Origin of the sequence: Azospirillum himalayense, assembly GCF_042657465.1 — a bacterium.
Classification (GTDB): Bacteria; Pseudomonadota; Alphaproteobacteria; order Azospirillales; family Azospirillaceae; genus Azospirillum; species Azospirillum himalayense.
On record NZ_JBHSLC010000007.1, the window covers coordinates 161,440 to 183,680 of the forward strand.

At 62.3% G+C, this 22,241-nt stretch carries 20 protein-coding genes; 5 read left to right on the top strand and 15 right to left on the bottom strand.

What is annotated here, in order from left to right:
* Positions 1–125: 125 nt before the first annotated feature.
* The 5 genes from infC to ACFPMG_RS05735 all read right to left on the bottom strand — a co-directional run bounded on the left by infC (position 126) and on the right by ACFPMG_RS05735 (position 5,506).
* The gene (gene infC, locus ACFPMG_RS05715) at positions 126–653 is read right to left on the bottom strand and encodes a translation initiation factor IF-3 (protein WP_035675720.1); all 528 of its coding nucleotides are present in this window, start codon (positions 651–653) and stop codon (positions 126–128) included.
* A gap of 84 nt (positions 654–737) precedes the next feature.
* On the bottom strand, positions 738–2,702 hold the full coding sequence (thrS, locus tag ACFPMG_RS05720; RefSeq protein ID WP_376994252.1) for a threonine--tRNA ligase: 1,965 nt from the start codon (positions 2,700–2,702) through the stop codon (positions 738–740).
* Positions 2,703–2,853: 151 nt separating this feature from the next.
* Positions 2,854–4,065, bottom strand: a complete 1,212-nt coding sequence (locus ACFPMG_RS05725; RefSeq protein ID WP_376994253.1) for an EAL domain-containing protein — start codon at positions 4,063–4,065, stop codon at positions 2,854–2,856.
* An 8-nt stretch (positions 4,066–4,073) separates the two neighbouring features.
* The gene (locus ACFPMG_RS05730) at positions 4,074–5,147 is read right to left on the bottom strand and encodes a quinone-dependent dihydroorotate dehydrogenase (protein WP_376994254.1); all 1,074 of its coding nucleotides are present in this window, start codon (positions 5,145–5,147) and stop codon (positions 4,074–4,076) included.
* The gene (locus tag ACFPMG_RS05735; RefSeq protein ID WP_376994255.1) at positions 5,144–5,506 is read right to left on the bottom strand and encodes a DUF952 domain-containing protein; all 363 of its coding nucleotides are present in this window, start codon (positions 5,504–5,506) and stop codon (positions 5,144–5,146) included. The genes ACFPMG_RS05730 and ACFPMG_RS05735 overlap by 4 nt, the downstream gene beginning before the upstream one ends.
* A 306-nt stretch (positions 5,507–5,812) precedes the next feature.
* On the opposite strand from ACFPMG_RS05735, the gene ACFPMG_RS05740 reads away from it, so the two are divergent.
* Positions 5,813–6,061, top strand: coding sequence for a hypothetical protein (locus tag ACFPMG_RS05740; RefSeq protein ID WP_376994256.1), 249 nt, complete (start codon positions 5,813–5,815; stop codon positions 6,059–6,061).
* 97 nt (positions 6,062–6,158) lie between these two features.
* Here the strand turns inward: ACFPMG_RS05740 and ACFPMG_RS05745 are convergent, their stop codons facing one another.
* The 7 genes from ACFPMG_RS05745 to ACFPMG_RS05775 all read right to left on the bottom strand — a co-directional run bounded on the left by ACFPMG_RS05745 (position 6,159) and on the right by ACFPMG_RS05775 (position 13,102).
* Positions 6,159–6,641 (bottom strand): cell wall hydrolase, encoded by a 483-nt coding sequence (locus ACFPMG_RS05745; protein ID WP_376994257.1) that lies wholly within the window; start codon positions 6,639–6,641, stop codon positions 6,159–6,161.
* A complete protein-coding gene (locus ACFPMG_RS05750; protein WP_376994258.1) occupies positions 6,638–6,961 on the bottom strand; it encodes a hypothetical protein in 324 nt (107 codons plus the stop codon). The genes ACFPMG_RS05745 and ACFPMG_RS05750 overlap by 4 nt, the downstream gene beginning before the upstream one ends.
* 99 nt (positions 6,962–7,060) lie before the next feature.
* Positions 7,061–8,605 carry a phage terminase large subunit gene (gene terL, locus ACFPMG_RS05755; protein WP_376994259.1) on the bottom strand — a complete coding sequence of 515 codons (1,545 nt, stop codon included), beginning with the start codon at positions 8,603–8,605 and terminating at the stop codon, positions 7,061–7,063.
* Positions 8,605–10,635: a glycosyl hydrolase family 28-related protein gene (locus ACFPMG_RS05760; protein ID WP_376994260.1), complete on the bottom strand. Its 2,031-nt coding sequence runs from the start codon at positions 10,633–10,635 to the stop codon at positions 8,605–8,607. The genes terL and ACFPMG_RS05760 overlap by 1 nt, the downstream gene beginning before the upstream one ends.
* A 39-nt stretch (positions 10,636–10,674) precedes the next feature.
* Positions 10,675–11,361 carry a hypothetical protein gene (locus ACFPMG_RS05765; RefSeq protein WP_376994261.1) on the bottom strand — a complete coding sequence of 229 codons (687 nt, stop codon included), beginning with the start codon at positions 11,359–11,361 and terminating at the stop codon, positions 10,675–10,677.
* Positions 11,361–12,371: a phage tail protein gene (locus tag ACFPMG_RS05770; protein ID WP_376994262.1), complete on the bottom strand. Its 1,011-nt coding sequence runs from the start codon at positions 12,369–12,371 to the stop codon at positions 11,361–11,363. The genes ACFPMG_RS05765 and ACFPMG_RS05770 overlap by 1 nt, the downstream gene beginning before the upstream one ends.
* Before the next feature lie 287 nt (positions 12,372–12,658).
* A complete protein-coding gene (locus ACFPMG_RS05775) occupies positions 12,659–13,102 on the bottom strand; it encodes a hypothetical protein (RefSeq protein WP_376994263.1) in 444 nt (147 codons plus the stop codon).
* Between the two features lie 272 nt (positions 13,103–13,374).
* Between ACFPMG_RS05775 and ACFPMG_RS05780 the strand changes: the two genes are divergently transcribed.
* Positions 13,375–14,127 (top strand): hypothetical protein, encoded by a 753-nt coding sequence (locus tag ACFPMG_RS05780; protein ID WP_376994264.1) that lies wholly within the window; start codon positions 13,375–13,377, stop codon positions 14,125–14,127.
* A 475-nt stretch (positions 14,128–14,602) separates the two neighbouring features.
* Here the strand turns inward: ACFPMG_RS05780 and ACFPMG_RS05785 are convergent, their stop codons facing one another.
* A complete protein-coding gene (locus ACFPMG_RS05785; protein ID WP_376994266.1) occupies positions 14,603–16,057 on the bottom strand; it encodes a VapE domain-containing protein in 1,455 nt (484 codons plus the stop codon).
* A gap of 286 nt (positions 16,058–16,343) precedes the next feature.
* On the opposite strand from ACFPMG_RS05785, the gene ACFPMG_RS05790 reads away from it, so the two are divergent.
* The 3 genes from ACFPMG_RS05790 to ACFPMG_RS05800 all read left to right on the top strand — a co-directional run bounded on the left by ACFPMG_RS05790 (position 16,344) and on the right by ACFPMG_RS05800 (position 18,966).
* Complete coding sequence (locus ACFPMG_RS05790) at positions 16,344–16,544, top strand: hypothetical protein (protein WP_376994268.1); 201 nt, start codon at positions 16,344–16,346, stop codon at positions 16,542–16,544.
* 194 nt (positions 16,545–16,738) lie between these two features.
* Positions 16,739–18,595, top strand: a complete 1,857-nt coding sequence (locus ACFPMG_RS05795) for an ATP-binding protein (RefSeq protein WP_376994269.1) — start codon at positions 16,739–16,741, stop codon at positions 18,593–18,595.
* Between the two features lie 2 nt (positions 18,596–18,597).
* Positions 18,598–18,966: a response regulator gene (locus tag ACFPMG_RS05800; protein WP_376994270.1), complete on the top strand. Its 369-nt coding sequence runs from the start codon at positions 18,598–18,600 to the stop codon at positions 18,964–18,966.
* 159 nt (positions 18,967–19,125) lie between these two features.
* Here ACFPMG_RS05800 and ACFPMG_RS05805 read toward each other — a convergent pair whose 3' ends face one another.
* Positions 19,126–21,372: an AAA family ATPase gene (locus tag ACFPMG_RS05805; protein ID WP_376994271.1), complete on the bottom strand. Its 2,247-nt coding sequence runs from the start codon at positions 21,370–21,372 to the stop codon at positions 19,126–19,128.
* Between the two features lie 367 nt (positions 21,373–21,739).
* On the bottom strand, positions 21,740–22,216 hold the full coding sequence (locus ACFPMG_RS05810) for a MarR family winged helix-turn-helix transcriptional regulator (protein ID WP_376994272.1): 477 nt from the start codon (positions 22,214–22,216) through the stop codon (positions 21,740–21,742).
* Positions 22,217–22,241 lie beyond the last annotated feature (25 nt).

Genomic DNA, 22,241 nt, shown 5'->3' on the forward strand with positions numbered 1-22,241 from the left:
TACCCCGTAATTGCGGAGCGTCGGAACGGCCCCGCCGCCCAACAAAAAAGCCCGCCGGAACCGGCAGGCCTTTTTGGGACGCGTGTGCTTTGCCGAAGGCGGTCGGACCCTCGCGCCGAAGAGGGTCACCTCGGAGCGAGAACCATGACCATCTGGCGGCCTTCGAGCTTCGGCATCTGTTCGACCTTCGCCAACTCGTCCAGCTCGTCGCGCACGCGGACCAGCACGTTCATGCCAAGATCCTGGTGCGCCATCTCGCGCCCGCGGAAGCGCATGGTCACCTTGACCTTGTCGCCTTCCTCAAGGAAACGGCGGGCCGAGCGCATCTTCACGTCGTAGTCGTTGTCATCGATGTTGGGTCGGAGCTTGATCTCCTTCACCTCGATGATCTTCTGCTTCTTGCGCGCCTCGGCAGCCTTCTTCTGCGCCTCGTACTTGTACTTGCCATAGTCGAGGATCTTGCAGACAGGAGGCTCCGCCTGGGGGGCGATCTCGACGAGGTCGAGGCCCGCATCCTCAGCGGCCAGCAGCGCATCGCGCAGCGAAACGACGCCCACCATCTCGCCGTCGGCACCGACGAGACGGATCGAGCGAGCCGTGATCTCCCGGTTTACCCGCGGTCCATCGCGGGTCGGAGCGGCTTCGGACGGTATCCTGGCTATGGACGCTTCTCCATGACTGGAAACCCACCGGGGCGCGACCTCCCGGAGGGAAGCCCGCCCGAACGGTGCGGTCGGTTAGAACGGCGAATCGAAAGCGGCGACGCCCGCGGGGGACCGCGCCTCCTCACTCAGTTTATTGAGCGCGGCGTCGAGGGCAAGAACTTCCTGATCCTTACCACCGAGGGTACGGAGGGCGACCGTCCGTTCCTCCGCCTCGCGCTTGCCCACGACCACCAGAACGGGAACCTTCTGAAGGCTGTGTTCGCGGACCTTCAGGTTGATCTTCTCGTTCCGGGTGTCGAGTTCGGCCCGGATGCCGCGGCGCTTCAGCAGGCTGACGACCTCCTGCCCGTAGCCGTCGGCCTCGTTGGTGATGGTGCAGACCACCGCCTGGACCGGGGCGAGCCACATCGGGAACTTGCCGGCGTAATGCTCGATCAGCATGCCGATGAAGCGTTCCAGCGACCCCAGGATCGCCCGGTGCAGCATCACAGGACGGTGACGGGCGCCGTCCTCGCCGATGTAGGAGGCGTCCAGCCGCTCGGGCAGCACGAAATCGAGCTGGAGCGTGCCGCACTGCCAAGTGCGCCCGATGGCGTCGGTCAGGTGGAACTCCACCTTCGGGCCGTAGAAGGCGCCCTCGCCCGGCAACTCCTCAAACTCCAGGCCGGCGGAGCGCAGCGCGGTGCGCAGCCCCTCCTCCGCGCGGTCCCACACCGCATCGTTGCCGGCGCGAACGTCGGGGCGCAGCGCCAGCTTCACCGCGATCTTGTCGAAGCCCAGATCCCGGTAGACGCCGAGCTGGAGCTTGAAATAGTCCGCCGCCTCGGTCGGCACCTGATCTTCCGTGCAGAAGATGTGGGCGTCGTCCTGGGTGAAGGCGCGCACGCGCAGGATGCCGTGCAGCGCGCCCGACGGCTCGTTGCGGTGGCAGGCTCCGAACTCCGCCATGCGGATCGGCAGGTCGCGGTAGGAGCGCAGCCCGTGCTTGAAGATCTGCACATGGCCCGGACAATTCATCGGCTTGATGCCGAGCATCTTCTCGCCGTCGTCGGCCGAGACCTTGAACATGTTGTCGCCATACATGTCCCAGTGGCCCGACGCCTTGAACAGCGAGCTGTCGATGAGCTGCGGCGTCTTGACCTCGACGTAGTCCGCCTGGCTCAGCTTGGTGCGGATGTAGGTCTCCAGCGTGCGGAACAGCGTCCAGCCCTTCGGGTGCCAGAAGACCGAGCCGACGGCCTCCTCCTGCACGTGGAACAGGTCCAGCTCCTTGCCCAGCCGGCGGTGGTCGCGCTTCTCCGCCTCCTCGAGCTGGTGCAGGTAGGCCTTCAGCTCCTTCTCGTCGCGCCAGGCGGTGCCGTAGATGCGCTGGAGCATGGGGTTGCGGCTGTCGCCGCGCCAGTAGGCGCCGGCCACCTTCATCAGCTTGAAGCCGTTGCCGACCTTGCCCGTGGTCGGGGCGTGCGGGCCGCGGCACAGGTCCAGCCAGTCGTCCTGGCGGTAGATGCTGATGTCCTGGTCCGCCGGGATCGCCTCGATCAGCTCCGCCTTGTAATGCTCGCCGAGCTTCCTGAAGTAGGCGACCGCATCGTCGCGGGTCCAGACCTCGCGCACGATGGGAACGTCCTTGGCGACGATCTCGCGCATCTTCGCCTCGATCTTCTGCAGATCGTCGGGCGTGAAGGGCTCCTCGCGCGCGAAGTCGTAATAGAAGCCGTTGGCGATCGCCGGACCGATGGTCACCTGCGTGCCCGGATAGAGCTTCTGCACGGCGTCGGCGAGGACGTGGGCGGCGTCGTGACGGATGACCTCGAGCGCGTCGGGATGACTGCGCGTGACGATCTCGATCCTGGCGTTGGTGGTGACGGTGGTGGTGAGGTCCTTCACCTCGCCGTCGAGCTTGACGGCAAGCGCATCCTTGGCAAGGCGCGGCCCGATGGACTGGGCGATCTCAAGCCCCGTCACCGGCCGGTCGAACTCCCGCACGCTGCCGTCGGGCAGCGTGATGGCGATGTTGGACGTCACCGAAGTCACCATTTGACTGTTTGCATCGCACCCGGCGCATGCCGGGAGGCGAAATCTCTAATGCGGGCGGGCTTTCTGTCAAGGGCGCCGGGGGCATTCCCGGTCCGAATTCGCCGCCCGAACGGCGAATTTCCTTGCAAAATTATTTCACGGCAAAATTGTTTCAGGACGGTTTGCGCGCGGGACGGGGCTCGCCGAACAGGTAGCCCTGGCCGAAATCGATGCCGCTGCGCAGGATCGCGTCGAGCTGCGCCTCCGTCTCGATCTTCTCGGCGATGAGGTCGATTCCCGTGCCGTCCAGGCGGCGGCGCACATTCTCGACGCTCAAGGCCAGGGCGGGGTCGAGCAGCAGGGTGCAGTCCAGCTTCAGATAGCGGATCTCGTGCCGCAGCAGCGCGTCCACGTCGATGTCCAGATCGCTCACCCGGTCCATGGAGAAGCGGAAGCCGATGCGGGCGAGCTGCGACAGAATGCCCATCGTCACCGCCCCGCCCGCCCGCAGCTCCTGCTGGCTCAACTCGAACACCAGCTTGGGCACCAGCGTCTGGTTCCGGACCATCAGGTCCAGGAATTGCCGCATGAACGCCGCGTCGCTGAGCGTGGCGGCGGACATGTTGCAGAAGAAGCCGATGGCGTGCTGGCGCCGCTCCGTCTCGCGGATCAGCTGGATGCAGCGGACCAGCAGGAGGTTGTCGATGGTGGCCATCAGGCCCGCGCGCTCCGCGATCTCCAGATAGCGGTCCGGCAGGATCAGCGTCCCGTCGGCGGCGCGCACGCGCGAGAACATCTCGAAGAAGCGGTGCTTGCGCTGGGGCAGGCTGACGATGGGCTGGAGGTGGATGTCGATCCGGTCAGCGGCCAGTGCCTCGCGCACCGCTTCCAGAACCGCGGCGTCGTCCATCGGCGGCGCTTCGGGTCCGGCCGCGGGCCGCGGGTCCGGAATGCGCGGGGCTTGGGGCGCTGACCGGGCCGGGTGGGATGCCGCCGGCGGTTCGCGCTCTCCCGACGATTGGCATTCGCCGAGCCGGGCGATCAGCGTGTGCAGGAGCCTGACCTCCTGAAGCACGGCCTCGTGGGCGGCGGATGAAGCAACGGCGTTGTCGGCTTCCGCCCCCGTTGCAGTCCGCTGCTCCAGCCGTTCGGCCAGCGCGTCCACGCTTTTCTGAAGGTGGTCCAGCCGGCGCAGGGTGTCACGCTGCCGGCGGGCCAGGCGGCGGTGCAGGTCCGCGACGCCGCCCGCCAGAAGGACCAGCCCACCACCGATCCAGCCCACCGCCGGGTCGGTGCCGGGTCGCAATTCCGGCAGGCCGAGGGCGACCGAGGCCGCCGCCGTGGCGACGGCCAGCCCGTGCAGGAAGGCCGCCAGGGCCGCCATGCGCCCGCTCAGCGGTGATCCGCCCCCACGGCGTCGCCCAGCGAGGCGAAGCCGTCGCGGCGCAGCAGGGCGGCGAGGTCGCGGCGAATTGCGAGCACCAGGGCCGGCCCGGCGTAGACCAGCGCGGAGTAGAGTTGCACCAGCGAGGCGCCGGCGCGGATCTTGGCGTAGGCATCGGCGCCCGACGCGATGCCGCCGACACCGACCAGCGGCACTTTGCCGCCGGTCAGCCCGTACATCTCGCGCAGGACCGCGGTCGAGGGCGCGAACAGCGGCTTGCCGGACAGGCCGCCGGCCTCCCCGCGCAGCGGCTCCGGGATCTCCGCCGGCCGGGCGATGGTGGTGTTGGACACGATCAGCCCGTCGATGCCCGACTCCAGAACGACCGCGGCGATGTCCGCCTTGTCCTCGTCGGTCAGGTCCGGGGCGATCTTCAGCAGGACAGGCGGCGCCTTGGCCAGCTTGCAGGCGGACCGGGCGTCCAGAACGCGGCCCAGCAGGGTGCGCAGCGGGTCGCGCCCCTGGAGCGCGCGCAGGCCCGGCGTGTTGGGGGAGGACACGTTGACGACCAGGTAGTCGGCCAGGGCGGCCACCCGGGTCACGCCGAGGACGTAATCGTCGGCCGCCTCCGCCGTGTCCTTGTTCTTGCCGAGGTTGGCCCCGACGAACCCCGGCGCCTTGCGCCCGCCGGACAGGCGCCGTTCCAGCCGCCGGGCGAAGGGCTCCAACCCCTCGTTGTTGAAGCCCATGCGGTTGATGACGGCGCCCTGCTCCGGGGCGCGGAACAGGCGCGGCTTGGGATTGCCGGGCTGCGGCCGGGGCGTGACGCTGCCCGCCTCGACGAAGCCGAAGCCCAGCCGGAGCATGGCGTCCACCACCTCGGCGTTCTTGTCGAAGCCGGCGGCGAGGCCGACCGGGTTGGCGAAGTCCAGCCCCATCACCGTGGTCCGCAGGATGGGATCGTCCTTTTCCCGCACCGGCGGCATCAGCCCGCTCGACAGGGCTTTGATGGTCAGCCCGTGCGCCGTCTCCGGATCGAAGCTGCGCAGGACGGGGCCGACGATGGGAAACAGGTCGATCACGGTGTGGTGTCCTTGAAGGTCGCCGGAAAAAGGTGGCGGCCGTCCGGCCCCAGCGGCAGCGGGTCGGCGCGCAGCACCGCCGCGGGCGGCAGCGGGCCGTAGAGATGGGGGAAGAGCTGGCCGCCGCGCGACGGCTCCCACCGGAGCGCGGCGCCCAGCGCGGCGCCATCCACCGTCAGCAGAACGAGGCCGTCCTGGCCGGCACGGTGCTTGGCCGCACTTTCCTCGACCTGGGCGCCGGTGGAGAAATGGATGAAGCCGTCCGCCGCGTCCTGCGACGAGCCGTGGTAGGCCCCGGCGGCGAGCGCCTGCTCCCACTCCGCGGCGCGGCACATATGAAAGATGATCCGTTCAGTCATGGCACGGCGACCTTAGCGCAAAGCCGCCCGCCAAAGCCAGCCGTGGCAAATTCGGGACGCGCGACGGAGCGTTGATAACTTCAAAACGGGACGTTGCGCTGTTTGCTTCGCAATTTGCAAATGTGGCTTTGGGAATCCCACGGCATTTTGCAGAAGGAAAATTCGCCGTTCCGCCGGATCATACCCCGTCGGCCACACGGAAAAGCAGCAGAATCAAGGATTCCCCAAGCCCCCCACCTTGCCGGCGGCAACTTTTCGGACTTGGCATCGGGATTGCTGAGAGAGGGGCAAGCAAGGAGAAGCCCCATGAATGCGATTGCGATGAATGTTGTGAAGGAACGGCACCCGGTGGAACACGCGCTCGATTCGCGCGTCCATGGGGTGATCGTGTCCAGCCTGGACAGCGCCCCCCTGGCCGCTTCCGTCGAGCCCAGCAGCACGCCCGTTCCGCTGAAGCCCTCGGCGGCGATGCTGGCCGCCGGGTCGCGCGCCGGCGGCGTCTCGGTCGAAACAGCCTGGAAGATCTATCTGGCGATGATCAAGGAAGCCGCCTGACCGCTCCATTGCAACCTCTCCTTCCGCGGCGGCGGTCCGGAACCGGATGCCCGGCCCGCCGGAGCGCGGCAGGGAGACGCCGTTGCTGAGCGAGACGTCATTCGACGTCGTTGTAGAACTGGAAGCCGCCGATCTCGGCACAGACGCTGCGCCCTTGCGCCCATTGCGGGTTTCCCCCCGCCCGGTGCAGGTGAGTCGCACCGCCGGTCGGATCGTCGAGCAGACCGGCCACCGCGCGGCGGGCGATCCGCTGGGCAGCGGCGAAGACCGGGTCCGCGGCGGTGACCGACAGCAGCCCCAGCCGTCCCGGCGCGTCCGGGTCCCAGCAGGGGAACTGTCCCGGCAGACGGCAGACGGCGGCCACGTCATTGCCCCACCACCACCCTCCATGGTCGCGCGCCCGGCCGACGCGGTTCATCACCACCGCCGCCATAGCCTCCATGGCCCGCACGGATTCACCGCGCGCCTCCCCCCACAGGGTGCGGGCGAGCGTGTCGATGGCCTGGCTGGGAGCATCGGCGGACGGACCCGGCGGCGGCCCCTTCGGTCCGGGTTCCGGCTTCAGGACGCGCCCCCTCATCGGCGGCCCCCGTCCCCATAGGGCGGGACGAACGGCGCACAGCCGTTTTCCAGCTTGGTTTCGATGCGCAGAAGATGGTCGGTCAGCCGCCGCTCCACATCCTTCAGCGTCGCGACCGAGACGTAGGTCTTGGCGACCTCCAGCTTGTAGGCGGCCAGGCTTTCGCGGACCTGGGCCTGGGCGGTTTCGGCGCGCGCCCGCACGGTTTCCAGCGCGGATTCGGCGTCCCGGCGCAGCCGTGCGATCAGCCAGAACAGCCCGCCCATGACCGGCAGTTCGACCGCCGTGATCCACCAGGACAGATCGATGGATTCCTGCATCTCCGTTCTCCCAAGGAAAAAGGCAAAAGAAAAGGCCGCCCACCGTTCAGGAGGGCGACCCGAAGGACGGCCCGACGGACCACGGGACTGCGGGCACCGTCACACGTCCCAGACCTCCCCCGCTGTCGGCGCCGCGGCGGCGCGCCAGTCCGGCTTGCGCCCCGGGGCCGGTTGGCGGTCGAAGCGGAACGGCTCGCAGGACAGGGCACCAGCCACCGCGTCCAGCCCGTCGTCGCGGCCTGCGTAGCGTCCGTCCGGCGACCATTCGCGCATCTCGCGGATGAAGGGCGTCTCCCACACCGTGGCGTGGGCCAGCAGCCGGCGGTCGGCCAGCAGGGCGTCGAACGCCTCGCGGATGCGCAGGGCCTTGGCGCGGCGGCTCGCCTCCTCGACCACGGCGGCGCCGACCTTCCCCGTGCGCAGCGCCTTGCGCAGCAGACCGGGCAGGAAGCGCCCGATGCCGTTGATCTCGACATGCACCGCCGGCAGGTGATGCCGCTCCAGGAAGCGGACGACCTGGAGGCACTGCTGCTCCGCCTCGGTGTCCGGATCGCCGGGGTCCACCGACAGGTAGAGCACGCGGTGCAGGTAGAAGCGCCCGTCCGTCCCGCCGAACACCGCGGCGACGACGCTGGAATCGCCGGGCTTGCCGCCCTCCGCCGCCGGGCGTGCGAAGGCCGGGTCCCACCAGCAGGAGGCCGAGGCCATGCGCAGGCCGTCGAGCGTCAGCACCGCCCGCCCCGCCGACTCCCGGTACTCCAGCTCGCCGTCGTAGCGGCCCAAGCGGTCGGGGTCGAGGAAGCCTTCCGCCTCGTTGACCGGCCGCAGCAGCATCTGGCTGGTGAATTTGTTGGGTCCGGTCGCCTTGCGGATGCGGTGGACATGGGCCTCGCCGAAGCGCTGGGGCCAGGCGTAGCGGCGCCGGCCGTCCGGACCGTCGGTGTAGACCGGCAGGACCAGCCGCGCGAAGCCGTCCAGGAACGGCCGCGTCTCCCCCGCCTCCGTCCGCGGCTCCTCGGCGTAGATGGAGTAGTAGCTGTGCGGTGTCCCGACATAGAGCTGCACCCCGCCCGGCACCAGCAGATAGTCGATCTCCGCCAGCTTCTCGCGCAGGTCGGCGCGCTTGCCCGGACTGCCGGAGGTGCGCGGCACCTCGACGTCGTCGCAGATCACCACGTCGGCGCGGCTGCCCGTGATGTTGCCGCCCACACCCGCCGCCACCATGGAGGGGTCGCGCAGTTCCTGCGCCCGCACCACGGTGAACTGGTCGGCGGCCCACTGGTCGCGCTCCTTCGCCGGGGGCTTCAGGCCGCGGGTGTCGGGATGGCGTTCGATGATGCGCTTGACGTTGCGCACCATCTTCTTGGCCAGCTTCAGGTCCGCCGCCAGGACGAGCAGCCGGCGGTTGGGGTCCTGGTAGAGCATCCAGGCCGCGAACAGCCCGACGATGGAGGACTTGCCCGCCCCTCGGAAGGCCATCAGCAGCAGGCGCGGCCCGATGCCAAGCGTTTCGACTCCCACCGCCTGCCGCTCCAGCCACGCGGCGATCTGCAGATGGTGGCGGGGGGTGGTCAGCTCCGATTGCCGGTTCCAGTCCTGGACGAAGGCGAAGAAGCCCTTCTTGCGCGTTTCCGCCCCCTCCATTACGCCACCCGTCCCAGGATGTGCCAGCCGGCGCCGTTGGACATCGCCGTGACCGCGCTGCCGGTGGAATTCAGCGACACCGGGGCGTTGTCCGGCCCGCCCCCGCCCTGCACGGTGACGGTGACCGGATTGCCCGACACGTCGGCCTTCTTGACCGTCACGGTGCGCCCGACCGCGTGCAGCGCCCCCGGCGGCGGCAGCCGCACCGTGACCGCGCCGCTGAAGGCGCTGACCAGATACAGCGCCTGGTTCAGGTCCGGCTCGAACAGGCCCGGCTGGTCGTGGAAATGGGCGTTGCCCGGCCGGTTGTTGCCGGCCACCACCCACCAGGCCGCACCGTTCGACACAACGGTCACGAAGTCGTAGCGGTTGCCCAGCGCCACCGTCCGGCCGTCCGGCCCCGGCCCGCCCTCCTCGGTGATGGTCAGACGGCGGGTGGAGGCGTCGGTCCGCTTCACCGTCACCGCGTGGCCGTTCGCCGCCCCCGCGGACGGCAGCCGAAGCTCCACGTCGCCGCTGTAGGCGCTCACAAGATAGACGGAGCTGGTCAGGTCCAGCGGGATCACCCCGCCGACCTGAGGCTCCACATACTCGGTGTCGTAGCGCAGGGCCTCGACGACCAGTTCGGAGACGCGGCTGCGCGCCAGCCGGTTCTTTTCCGGATAGCCGGCGTTCACCGCCGTGAAGCGGCCGCCGGATTTGTCGTAGATGGCCGGCCCGGCGGACATCGACAGCAGGTTGACGATGGCCGTCTCCACCGACCCGGCGTCGAGCTGCACGTTCGGCACGCCGCCCAGCGATTCCGCGTAGAAGTTCAGGATCAGCGTCTTGTCGGTGTTGGCGCCGACGCGGAAGCAGGCCAGCGCCATGGTCGACAGGTTGGCCTCGCAGTCCTGGAAGCTGTTGTTGTACTTGCCCTGCTCCACGAAGAAGCCGCAGCCGGCGATGGGCGCCGACAGGGAGTAGACCCGCACCATGGAAAAGCGGTTGGCGTTGGGCGTGTCGCCCTCCCCCGTCCGGGTCAGCCACACCCCGTGCAGCGACGGGCGGGCCACCAGCACGCGCGACACCATGTTCCAGTAGCAGGGCCAATTGGGATCGGCGTAACCGTCGAACAGCAACCCGACCCGCGGGTCCCAGATGGTCAGGTCGCTCAGCGTGTTGTGCACGCAGGGGCCGTCCCTCCCGAACAGCCGTACCGCCGCGTCGCCCCTCTCCAGCCGCAGCCCCGTCACCGTGGCGTAGCCGTCCGGCAGATGGATCAGGTCGAAGGCGGCCGAGGAGCCGGCGATGACCGACCTCTGCCCCGCCCCGTACAGCGTCTGGCCGTAGCCCACCGTCAGCGTGTTGGTGAGCCGGTAGGTGCCCGGCGGCACATAAACGGCATCCCCACTGGTCAGCGCGGCCTGGATCGCCCGCGTGTCGTCGACGACGCCATCGCCGACCGCCCCGAAATCCTTCACCGACAGCGCGTCGGCCAGCTTCTCCCGCACCGGGCGGCGCACCGCACCGGCGCCGGGGGCGACGAAGGTGGACAGCGCCTCCTCGTCCACCGGCTTGCGGGCGATCGGGTTGCCCGTGGAATCGAAGGCGAGGAGCTGACCGGCCCGCACCGCCCGTTCCGGCAACCGGTTGGAGGCCGGCAGGTCGGTGTCGGTGTAGCGCAGCATCAGCTCCTGATCGCCGGCCACCTGCTGGAGCGCGGCGGTCAGCTGGTCGAACTCGCGGTTCAGGCTGGACGCCGGAAGCGGCCCGCTCTCCAGGAAATCGCTCATCCGCTCGATGGGCAGGCGACGGCGCAGCAGGACGGGCGTCCCGGCTTCCGGCGGGGCCGCGAAGGCCACCGTGCCGCCCGCCGTCTCCCCGGCGCCGGACACCGCATAGCCGGTGGTCTGCCGCGCCGCGCCCAGGAAGACCTGGAGGTCGCCATCCTCGAAAACCGGGAACGGAAAGACGAAGTCGGTCTGCACGCCGTCGGCAAGATACTGGACGCGCGGGTTGCCGCGCGGAAGGTCGATTGCGCTGGGCATGGGTTGCGCCCCTCCTGCTGCGTGGATGGACCGGAAGCGTCAATAGAAGCGGCTCATGAACTCCAGCCGCTGCCGCTCGGCGAGCTGCGCCTGCTCCAGCAGGTTGCGGCGGCGAACGCTGTCCACCTCCTGCTGGATGGCCTCGCGCTTCAGCCGGTCGGTGCCTTCCGCCTCCCCGCGCTCCGCGGCGCTGTCCTTGACGACGCCGAGCAGGATCGCCTCGCCGGAGCCGTCGGCCGCGCTGACCCCGTTGGAGCCCAGCGTGGCGCGGGTGCGCGCCACGGTGCGGCGCAGGGCGTCCACGCGCCGCCGCTCATCGGATTGCGCGGCGGCGGAGATCTGGGCCAGCCGCGTGCGGGCGTCCCCTTCCTTGTCGGTCAGCGTGGCGGCCTGCCCGACGCGGAGTTGCTGGACGGCCAGATTCTGGCTCTGCGCCAGCCAGTCCATCTCGCGGAGGCGCTGCCGCTCCGTCTCGAGGCGGGCCTGCTCCTCCTTCTGGCGCTGAAGCTCCTGGTCCTGGCGGCGCAGCTCGTCCTCGCGCTGCCATTGCAGCCGTTGCTGCTCCGCCTGATAGGCGTATCGGCGCTCGTCGGCGGCCTGCTGCCGACGAGCGTCGGCCTCCTGCTCGCGCAGTTTGACCGAGTTGCCCGAGACGCGGTCCACCGTGTCGGCGACGGAGTTCGCCAGCGGCAGCGCCGTCGTGGCCAGGGTCGTGATTCCGCCCATCAGTCGTTCACCCTCAGTTCCATGGTTACGGACAAAAGCGTGAAAGGCAGCGGCGCGTCCTGCCGGATGCTCCACAACGGCCGGTCGCTGTCGCGCCGCCAGCCAAGCGCCCGCAGCTTGCGGTCGCCGGAAACCAGCGCCGGAACGCCGCCCGCGGGCTGCGGCCCCGTCCGGTGCAGCGGCAATTCCTGAAGGCCGCGCCCCAGGTCGGCGTGCAGCGCCGCCGTCTCCTCCAGCCGGAAGCCGACGGAGACCAGCCGCACCGCGTCCGTCCCGCCCGCCTGCCCGAGCAGGCTGACCGGCAGCGGGTCGATGCGGTGTTTGTAGGGCAGCCCGGCCTCGACATGGCGGGCCGGCGGGTCGAGCACGATCTTGCCAGCGGCGACGGTGGCGTCGGCGCGCACCGTCCCGTCCGCGACCACCGCGACGCTGCGCCCTTCCAGATGGTCCAGCCCACTCCACACCGCGGTCGGGACGTCATGGTCGCCGACCAGCGCGGCGTCGAGGTTCAGGGCGTCGTCGAAGCGCTCCACGCTCCACCGCCCGGCGCGGTCGACCAGCGCATAGACCTCGTCCCCGACCACCGCGACGGAGCGCACCGCCCCATCCGTCTCCAGCCGGGTCCAGGCGGTCACCTGCTCCAGCCGGTAGACGGTCAGGGCGCACAGCGCGCCGTCCTCCATCACCACGAACATCAGGCGGCGGCCCTGGTCATAATCCTGGTCGCGCGGCTTGATCACCAGATGGCGGGCGAGCAGAGCCAGATCGTTGGCCTGATAGGCGGCCTCGGTGTCGGTGTAGAGGAACTCGCGGATCTCCCGCCCGTTGCGCGACACGAACAGGGTGGCCCCGTCCACATCGCGCGGCGGGACGGAGCGGTCCACCGGGGAACCGATGCGCGTCTGCCGGTGGACCTGGATGTTTTGCGGAGTCAGCGGATCGCCCGACACCATGTATTCCGCGCCGGAGGTGAAAACCTGGAGATGCCGCCCGGAGAAGACGGCGCGCACCGCGTTGACCTGGTCGGACAGGATGCCGAACTCGATGGCCTCGTCGTCCTGCCCTGTACCATTAGCGCAATGATTACAGCGTGTTAGCTGTTACTGCACAAGCTTGTGTAAGATTTGTGCAATGCTGGCGATGCTGTCGGATTGTGAATTTATGATTATTTTCCTATCACCGAGAAGTTTATTGACTGTGTGAGGAAGGTGGCAGAACCGTATGAGCGGTGAGTTAAGACGAGTGCGGCGCAGCCATTAGCTGCGCCGTTATGCACGCACATAATGATGTTGGACGCTTACCGCTTGGCAGTCACGCGCTTCTTCGGCTTGTTCTTCTGGTTCGCCTTCAGCGCGGCATCAAGCTCCCCAGCGTTCACAGCCTGCACCAGCGTGTCGATCACCGCAGGCAGCGCATCCAGCGCGCCCACCTCCACGACCTTCTGACCGTTGGCGATCACGACGGGCGTGTTGCAGTAGCTCATCTGGAAAAGGTAGGCACCATTGGTCCCCTTCCAGAACCATTTCCGGGGCTGCTTGGAACGCTGAACCAGCACCCGTTGCCCGTCCTTCTCCTCGTAACGGCGCACTGTCACGCTGTGCTGACGTCCTTCCAGCTCCGCCCGAGCAAGGTCCTGCTGAAGCTTGAGGGACGCAATCACCTTCTCGCGCATCCGTCCTTCGGCTGAGACCTCACGCTTCCGAGTCGCATCCACCAGCTTCAACGTGTTGAGCCCACCCATATTGTTCACCCTTTGTTTGCGTTGCTGGTCAACGTCTAGCACGGGCAGGCCTATTGTCTATCGTTTTGATCGAGAGTTCGGCGAGTTGGATAAACGAACTCGTGCGCGCTTGCAACGAAGCCGCCATTAGAACAGGGCTGATCCAATACACAAACGAGCCCAGCCTACCAAAAGGAGCAACACCCATAAGATTTTGCAACGGATCTAATAATGCTCTTCCAATAGGGAGGACACGCCTCAAAGTTCCTGAACCGCTCGTGGGAGGGCCAGCAATGTTTGGCATCAAACGCCGTGCAGCCACAAAAGCTACTGTTGAAAACATCCGCCCATTAGTTGGGCTCATTCAGTATACATACGGCCTGCCAGCAGGCTTTTGGCAAGACGAATACGTTATTGGATTCTTTGGTTTTACGATAGGCTTCAACCTTAAAGCTGCTGCAAATGGGCGTTTATCGGATGAGGATATCGGCTTTGGGCTTTCTGAGGTGTTCACTCAACTTTCCAACATAAATGGCGCTGAAATTGCACGCCATTACACACATCTTGCGTTTCATAAAAGTGATGATTTCAAATCTGGCGCTGAAAACGCCGCCCTTATGTGTTTTTTTACATACGGAATTCTCAAGGACGAGGACAATTATAGCTCCGTTCGAGAAGCAAAGACCTTTGCACGAAGAGCCGGATTTCCGGGAGACAGAAGCCAAGCGGCTGCATTTTTGACAAATGCACTTTTCGTGAATATTATTAAGGATCGGTTTGATTTGGGCGAGCGCTCACCAGAAGAGAATCAGTTCCCCTATTCGACTTTCGATTCATGGCTGAGCGCGTTCAAGGTCGCGTGTGGCAGATACAATTCTGCTCTGGCGCCTTCGGAGAACGGGCAAAGCCTTATCGATTTTATGGAACATGAGCCGCTTGAACGCGCATTCCACGACAAAGTTTACCCTGATGTAGTTGCAAAAGCTTTCGCTCCACAGTTCGACCCACGTACATTCGGCAATCGTGGTTCGGCTGCACGAGCATGACGCCCTACTTGGCTGTCCTGAGATACAAGAATTGAAGCCCCGGCATGCCATGTGCCGCGGCAGAACTGAATGGACCGCACCAGACGGATGGTAGCGAGCCTCCTCAAGCTACACACAATGATCTGTCTGGTGCGTACTAACAGTTCACTCTACAGTTTTACTACGAAACTTTTGTTTCGTGCCGTACGAGCCGAGTCGTTGCAATAGTCTTTGAGCGGCCTACGCTGCCTTATCGACCGCATTTGTCCCCCTTCCCTTCTACCGCGTTCTTCTGTCGTAAGAAGCTGAAGTGGGAGAATGCAAGAAGTGCAGGATATGCATGTATACATCCGAAAAATGCCTTGGCGCATTTCCCATAAAAAATATTTCTCTTTCGAATCAGAAAAAAACATGCACATCCTGCACTTCGTGCACAAACCCAACAAACACAAGGGGTACAGCAGTGCACGATGGATGCAGGATGTGCAGGAATGGCTTAGAACGCGCTGCGTACGTATTTGATTCCCTTGCTGGTCTTCTTGTCGCTCCAGCCAAAATTCACGTTTTGCTTCATCAGGCGCTTCATCTCGGACCCAAACCAACGCATGGTGGAGTTTCGCATGGGGAACTTAGCCTTCTCCCACTGCGCATACACGTCGAACAGCGTCGCAGCCATTACTCCATCGCTGTATAGGTCGCTTGAAAGCTCTGAAGACCAAAGCTCGACAGGGCTTTGTGCTCTCGCAGCCTCTTGCACCTTGGACAGTTCTTCGGCAAATGCTCCGAGCGGGTCTTGTCCGTCAGGGTCTACGCTGCCCCAGAGCGCTTGGAAACAGGTACTGTTAACGACCTCAAAGTCCATCTTCTGCTTGCAGTACAGGGCAACAAAGCGTCTGTTGCCCGTTTCATCTGTGATGAGCTGCTGAATGTCCTTGTTGCTGCTGCCGATGAAGGTTGCATTCTGATGCACGTGTTCTGTGCGGTTTGTATGCATTGGGCGTCGGGTCAGCATCTTGGCTGTGATGATGTGCTTCACCTTGTCCCAGTCAGCGCGATTGGCGAAACCCATTTCGTCCAGCACAAGAACATAATTGTCCCAAAGATCAATGTTTCGGTCATCCGTGATTTGACCAAAGTCCGTGTAGGCGACGCCATCGTTCACCGGCTCAAGGAATTTCTGCAACAAGGTGCTCTTGCCGCCTCCCTGCGCTCCCAATAATACGGGCATGATGTGGTGACCAACTTCATGTCCGAGCGCCTTGCGCTTCACCATCCAAACAAATTTTTTCAAAACAGCAGCTGCAAATTCGCTACTCTGCTCCGTGTCATCAAATGCAGCGCGCGCAAGTGCCTGCCACTGCTCTTCTATGTCACGCTTGTTCAGGTCGGATACCGTTCCGAACATGCGTGCAGTTAGCAGATAGCGGGCTTCTTTTCTCTGCTCCTCAATCCAACGACTCACCGCATCGTCAATCGCGTGACGGGTGAATGAGAGGCCGAACTCCTCACAAGCGATGCGGCAATCACGCGCAAACAGATCACCGCGGTAATGAGTGGAATAGTAACTTGCGACGTAAATACGCGCTTCCTTGCTCTGTAGGTCAGCATCTGTCACAGGCTTCCCCTGAGGGTCTTTGACCTGCATTTTGCGAGACAGAGCCCCCTTGTAAGACACCTCAACATTGTTCTGCTTTGCTACGAGCGCTACCAACTGGGACGCCTTTTTGGGCGCAACCCCATGCTCTTCCTCCAGGCGGTAATCGCGAAGCGCGTTGGCGAATTGCGCTCTGTTAATTCCCAACCACTCTCGACAATAAGCATAAAGGTCTTCAGTATCGGATGGTTCAAAGTTGACCATGCGCAGCAGTTGGGCAATGGACACCCCATGCTGATCCTTGATGCTAATGGCTTTGGCTTCATTCAACTCGCTAAATAACTTCTGGTTAATCATACCTGTCTCCGAAAACAAAAAGGCCCTGTAGCGTTTTGGCAGGCGCTACAGGGCTTGGGCTATGTGGTGAATGTTGGCATGAAAAAGCGCCCCATGCCTGGGCCGATCTCACCACATCAAATAGCCAATCTCTACAGCATGTAGCCTGCCTAACTTCTGCTGCGACCATTATTATAAAGAGTTGCGCCTACACCCGCAAAATTAAAGACCATGCTGGCGTCAACCGCTTTTATTTATACACGCGCATCCTTCCGCTAAATATCAGAACGCTAACGGGAGAAAGCATATGCGATTACAAGACATCATTGGCTATGATATTTTTGAAGATGGAGACGCTCTTGACCGACAGCGCGACGCCATCAAGCGACAGCAGAACCAGCTAAAAGTGAGAGCTAAGCAGATCGATGCGGAGAAAGCCAAGCAGACGTCCCTGAAGAAGCAGCGACAGTTGCTTGACCTGACGCGACGAACCAAAAGTGTGACCTGAGCTTTTGCATGAATAATCCCCCACACCGCCCGTCCCATCGATTCTTCATGGCCGCTGCCACAGCACGCCGCCCGTCTCGATGAACGCTGCCCTGCTACGTCCACAGCTCCCTCTGCGTCAAAGCGTATGCAGCCGCGTGCTACGCCCCTGGGCGTGCTATGGGAGTTGGATAATCGAACTCGCCGGAGCCTCCCGTGCCCATCACCCGCTCACGCCTGCTCTCGCTGCTCCTTTCAGCTGCCGCCTATCTGGTGCTGAAAGCCCTGCTCTACAGGGCCGCCGGTATGTTCGATGTCGCTCCCAACGCCAGTGCTTGGTATCCGCCCATCGGATTGATGCTGGCCTTCACCCTTCATAGCGGTTGGGCAGCCATCCCGTTCCTGTTCATCCCCTCGGATTTGCTCGCCTACGGCACGGTCAACAGCTTCAGCCTGCTGATTATCCCACAAGCCATAGTCGTGGGTGCCACCGGATTGTTGCTGCGCCGGGGGGTAAGCGGAGATGTCTTCAGCACGTCCAAGGGCGTCAGCACGTTCATAACTGTAGCTTTAACTTCTGTCTCGCTGCTGTTCGTCATATCGACGGCAACGGTTCAGTTCATTACTGCCCAGAAAATTTCCATCGCCGGTAACGTCAACTTCGCCTATTGGCTTGGAGACATGTCGGGGGTGTTGCTCTGCACGCCTGTCTTCCTCACCCTCTTTCATCTCGTCAACCGGCAAGCCGTCCAGTCGTCAACTACATGGTCTTCACTCAAAGTGAAGACCATGCTACGGGCAACCGGATTGAGCGCCGCTGCGTTGCTGGTCTGGCTTCTGTCGCGCGATCTGCTGTCCACCCCGGCCAGTTCATTCTTTCTTCTCATTCTGCCCATCGCCATTGCTGGGTTCCTGTGGGGATTCGGCGCTTCAACGCTGACCGCCTTCCTGGTCAATTTCGGGTTGGTCCTGCTTGTGCGTGGGGTTCTGGACACCCGCGATGTGGTCGATCTTCAGGTATTCATGCTGGCCGCTGGCACAACGGGCTTGCTGCTGGGGGCTTTGGGCAGCACGCGCATGGAATTGCTCGGGCGCAACGCACATTTGGTTCGCGCCATTGAGGAAGCACCCTTGGGCATTGCCTTGCTGGATCGCCAGCCCGACAAACTGCACGTAACTTTTGCAAACCCTACCTTTCAGCGCTTCAGCCCCGATGCCAGCCAGATCATTCAGCGGCTACAGCAGCAAGGCTTTGAGGGAGACGTGCAGACTGGTGAGCAAACGCTCAACTGGACGGTCAAGCCCGCGTCAGCATCGTCACAGGGAGAAACACTGATTGCACTTGTACGGGACGTGACGGAGCAGCGGCAGAGGGAGCGGGCTGAACAGCACCAACGCCGGATGGTCGCCATCGGGGAAATCGCCGGTGGGATGGCGCACGAACTCAACAACCTCCTTCACCCGGTCATCAACCTCAGCCAACAAGCTCGCAAGGATGCTAGCAATCGCCCGGAGCGACTGGGGAAAGCTCTTACCATCATCGAGGACAGCGCGCGCAACTCCGCCAAGTTGGTTCGTCAGGTGCTTTCCTTTGCCCGCAATGACGAGGAAAAAGACGATGGTACGGAGTTGGTTGCGTCACTCCGCGATACGGTGGCACTGCTGACATCCACGCTCCCGCCGACCTTCACCATCATCCTGACCAGTGACATCTCTACGGTCTTGGTTAGCCTGACACGCACAGAAATCAGCCAGATTATTACCAATCTCGCCGTCAACGCCGTGGATGCGACCGATCAGAAAGGCCGTCTCAGCATTCACGTCGGTCAACCGGCCCATGGTTCCGTAATCGTCACCGTCGAGGACAATGGCCCTGGCATCTCCGCTCAGGAAGCGGAACGCATCATGGAGCCGTTCTTCACCACCAAACCACATGGACGCGGCACGGGCTTGGGCCTTGCCATCGTGCGCGACTTGTTGTTGCGCCGTCACAGCAGCATCACACTTGTCACGCAGGCTCCCCAAAGCGCTCGCTTTGTGCTAACTATGCAGAGCACTGCTGAGCGAGAATGATAATGAAAATTCTGGTGGTTGATGACGCCGAAAATGTCCGCTATTCGCTGCGCACCAGCCTGGAAGACGCGGGCTATGCTGTAGAGGAAGCCATCGATGGGGAAGAAGCGCTTGCCAAGCTTCAATCCGATAGCTTCGACTTGGTGGTTGCCGATGTGTGGATGCCGCGCCTGAATGGCATCGACCTGCTTCAGCAGATGCGCAAGGTCAGCCCCAGTACGCCCGTCTTCGTCATCACCGGCGGGGCTGCCCGCATTCCCATCGAAATCACCGCCGCGATGGCGCGCACTTGGGGAGCCGACCAAGTTTTCTACAAACCCTTCGACAATGAAGAGCTCATAGCTGTAATTCGTGAGCACCGCACCGAGTAACGCCTTACAATAAAAGGCTTTGGGACCGCTGGTTACGCTCTCAACCTTCTGATAAACCTTGCCCGGTCATCTGGTGACAAATGTCCATTCCGAACATCTGTCACTAGGATGACCAGGATTTCAAGTCCATCAGAAGTTAAGTAAAATGGGTTGCTAGGGCTAGGAGTTTAGCACCAGCGCCGCGTCAACCGGATTCTGAGCGGGAGCGACCGTTTCTTCGGGTCCCATCATCATCTTGTAGTGCCCAAGATGATCCGTCTTTTCGAAGATGCGGCGGAACACATCGAGATAGCGGATTACTACGCTGTCATCAGCGGAGATATAAAAATCGTCGTGGGCGCTGTGCGATCCATCGTTTACCCATGAAAAGAGTGACGCGCAAACCTGCTGGTCCTTGCCTTCAAATTTTGCGATGATTTTGTCCGTATTGATATTACCCAGGATCTTAAAATAGTTCTCGATAATGCGTCTAAGCGTGTTCTGGATGCTCATGTTCGAACGGTTTGGGTTCCGCACTTCTGCCCAGAGTAATTCATACGATGTCTTAATAGGGTTATATTTGTAGCCAACGATCTTTGATTCGCCTTCGACCTTACGAACAATCCAAAACGTCTCGTGCGCTCGGCATTCCACTCCCCTGTCAGGATCAAACGATACCTCCTTGTGGAAGTAGATGTTGTGGGTCAGCAGAAAGACTTGCTTAATCTGGCCGGTGCCCTCACAAGCCTCCTTGAGCACGCGTTTGATCAGAGAACTGACGATGAACAGCACATCGCTGTCCAAGCTCGACACAGGATCATCAAACACGACGATTCGGTCTGACGTAATATCCGACTCCGACACGCTGCCGCGTAGCAGATAGTAAAAATATAGGAAACAAACGAAGCTTTTCTCGCCGTCGCTAAGCGTAGCTGCCGCATTATTGCCATCATTACGGACAATCTCATAGAGATGATCGCGCTCACCGGCCGTTCTTAGTCTAAAACTGGAGAAGCCAAACGATGCCAACAAGGCGTTAATGGCGCTCACCGTCGGCTGAACGCTGGTGACCTTTTTTTCTAGTTCTCGCAGCTCCGATTTTGCAGTATTTAGCTGGCCTTCTTTCGCTGTTATTCCTGCAGTCAGTCCCCGCACGGCTTTGTCGAGTGCATCCTTCTCTTGCTGATATTTCTTAATCGACGCACTATTCTCGTCAAGCAGGCGCTTCCAGACTTGCCCTATAAGCGTACTGCGTTCCGCGGCTAGGTTGTCCAGAAGTGCGTTATGGGCAGCGATTGAGGCATTCGCGGCAGCGATCCTGGCGGCAATTGGTTCCCATAGCTCTGTCAGCAGCTCCAGCGTTACGGGCGTGCTTGACTCGCGCTTCTTGCCTTCGAGCAGACGCTTGTTTACCGCGAGGCGTGCAGAGAACCGATCAACCTCCGCTCGCAGCAATTCCCGGTCAAGATGACGGCTGTTGATAGCAACAATTCCTTCGAGGATTTTTAAAATTGTATTAGCGTGAACCTCATAAGTCTCATGAACTGCTGCAATTGCGGCCATATCTTTAAGATAAGTTTCGTCGAAATAGGCGTTCAGTCTTGCCACGAGCTCTGCTTCGACTTCCTGCTGGCAGAATGGACATTGAGAACCCAAGCCGAGATAGGGCAAGCCCTGCTTGACCCAGTCGCTGTTGCCGAGCCGCCGGATCAAGGCAGCGACATCCACATCTTCTTTGCCGACCACCTTCTTCGCGAGCACTGGTGCCCGTTCAATCACCAGCAAGGCGGTCACGTCGATTGTGGGAATTACTGGGTGGCGTTCGAGCCCTTCTTCGAACAGCGTCGTCGCTTTGCGCTTCAGCGCTTCAAGGGCGATGAGCTTCGCGGTATTGGCGACCAATTCATCTAACACCTTGTTGCAGAACTTCGCCTGCGAATTCCGGACTCCTATGAAGGCATCCTTGAAGAAGGGGTCGTACTTGCCCTTTATCTTCCAGCAATCACTTTCGAATTGCGAGCGCAGCGTTCTTAGCTCTCCCCGCTTACCAGAAGAGGCGTCCTCCGGGCCGAGTGTGCCCTTTAACTGAGCAATACCATCCTCAAGGTCTTTGATCCTGCTTTTGACCTTATTGATCTTATCGAGAGTGTCACTCACGGCCTCGCCAAGGGTAAAAATTCCAGGCAGCTGCGACGCGAAGTTCCGCATTATGAAGTCGCTGTTGTAGACGCGACAGGCGAGCGGCTGCCCCTTCCCCCACGTCAAGGTACATGCGGGATAGGAGCTGGGATCGTTGATAACACGGGAGATTGTGGTCTTGCCGACTCCATTGGTTCCAAAAATGAAATTGAGCGCCTTCAGTGAAGAGAGCTTCTCGCCGTTATTCGAATAGCTTGCGTGACCCGCAATTTTAATCTCCTGAAGCACTGTTCCCCCCGGACGCAGTTGAGTGATCGCGCACTGTTCCAATGGGTAACGCTACCGCTTTTTCCGAATTCCGGCGAGGGAAATCGACCCCTGCGTGCGGTCGATCCTTCTATCTTCCGTCCCAACGTTTTTCAAAACAGAAATTCGTCCTTAAGATGCGTACGGCTCACTACATTTAGAAACCGCCCTCCATAGACAGATCCCTCAACTAGGCGAACAACAGCCGACCTCAGGTAAGTCTAATCGGACAATAGTGGCTGATTGTTACCCAAATTCTATATTAAGAACATGCTCACTTTGAAGTACGCCGATGCTATTTCGCAACGCGGGCATCTATCAAGATGCGCTCATAATTTGATTTTCTGTTTTAATCGCCAACATTCTCTTGCCTCAATTCTAGAAGCCGTCGCAGGAGCTTGGTTGCTGTACGCGCGTAGGCTTCAATGTCCTCATCAGGCATTTCCGCCAACGCACGCTCCAATACAAGTCGTGGATCGCGCTTCAGCATCTCGCGTCCCTTCTCTGTGAGTTCCAAAAGGTCCGCTCGCGCATCGCGCGGGTTGGGCAGCTTATTCAACAGTCCCTTATCCACCAGCGTGACGACCGTGCGCGCTACGCTGGCGATGGCCAAGTCCTGATAGCGTGCAAGTGCAGACGCCGTGCATTGTGCCTCGGATGCCTCCGCGAAATAGCGGAGCGCCACCCACTGTGCCGGATAAAGCCCTTCCGAATGAGCGGATGCGTGCAATAGGCGCGACGTGTTTTCCACGACGGTCGCCAATCCTGCCATTGATAGCTTTGAGGCCATTTCTTCTGCCTGAACTTTTCTGGGCAATTCGGTCATCACAATATCCGCGTTCTTCTGAAGG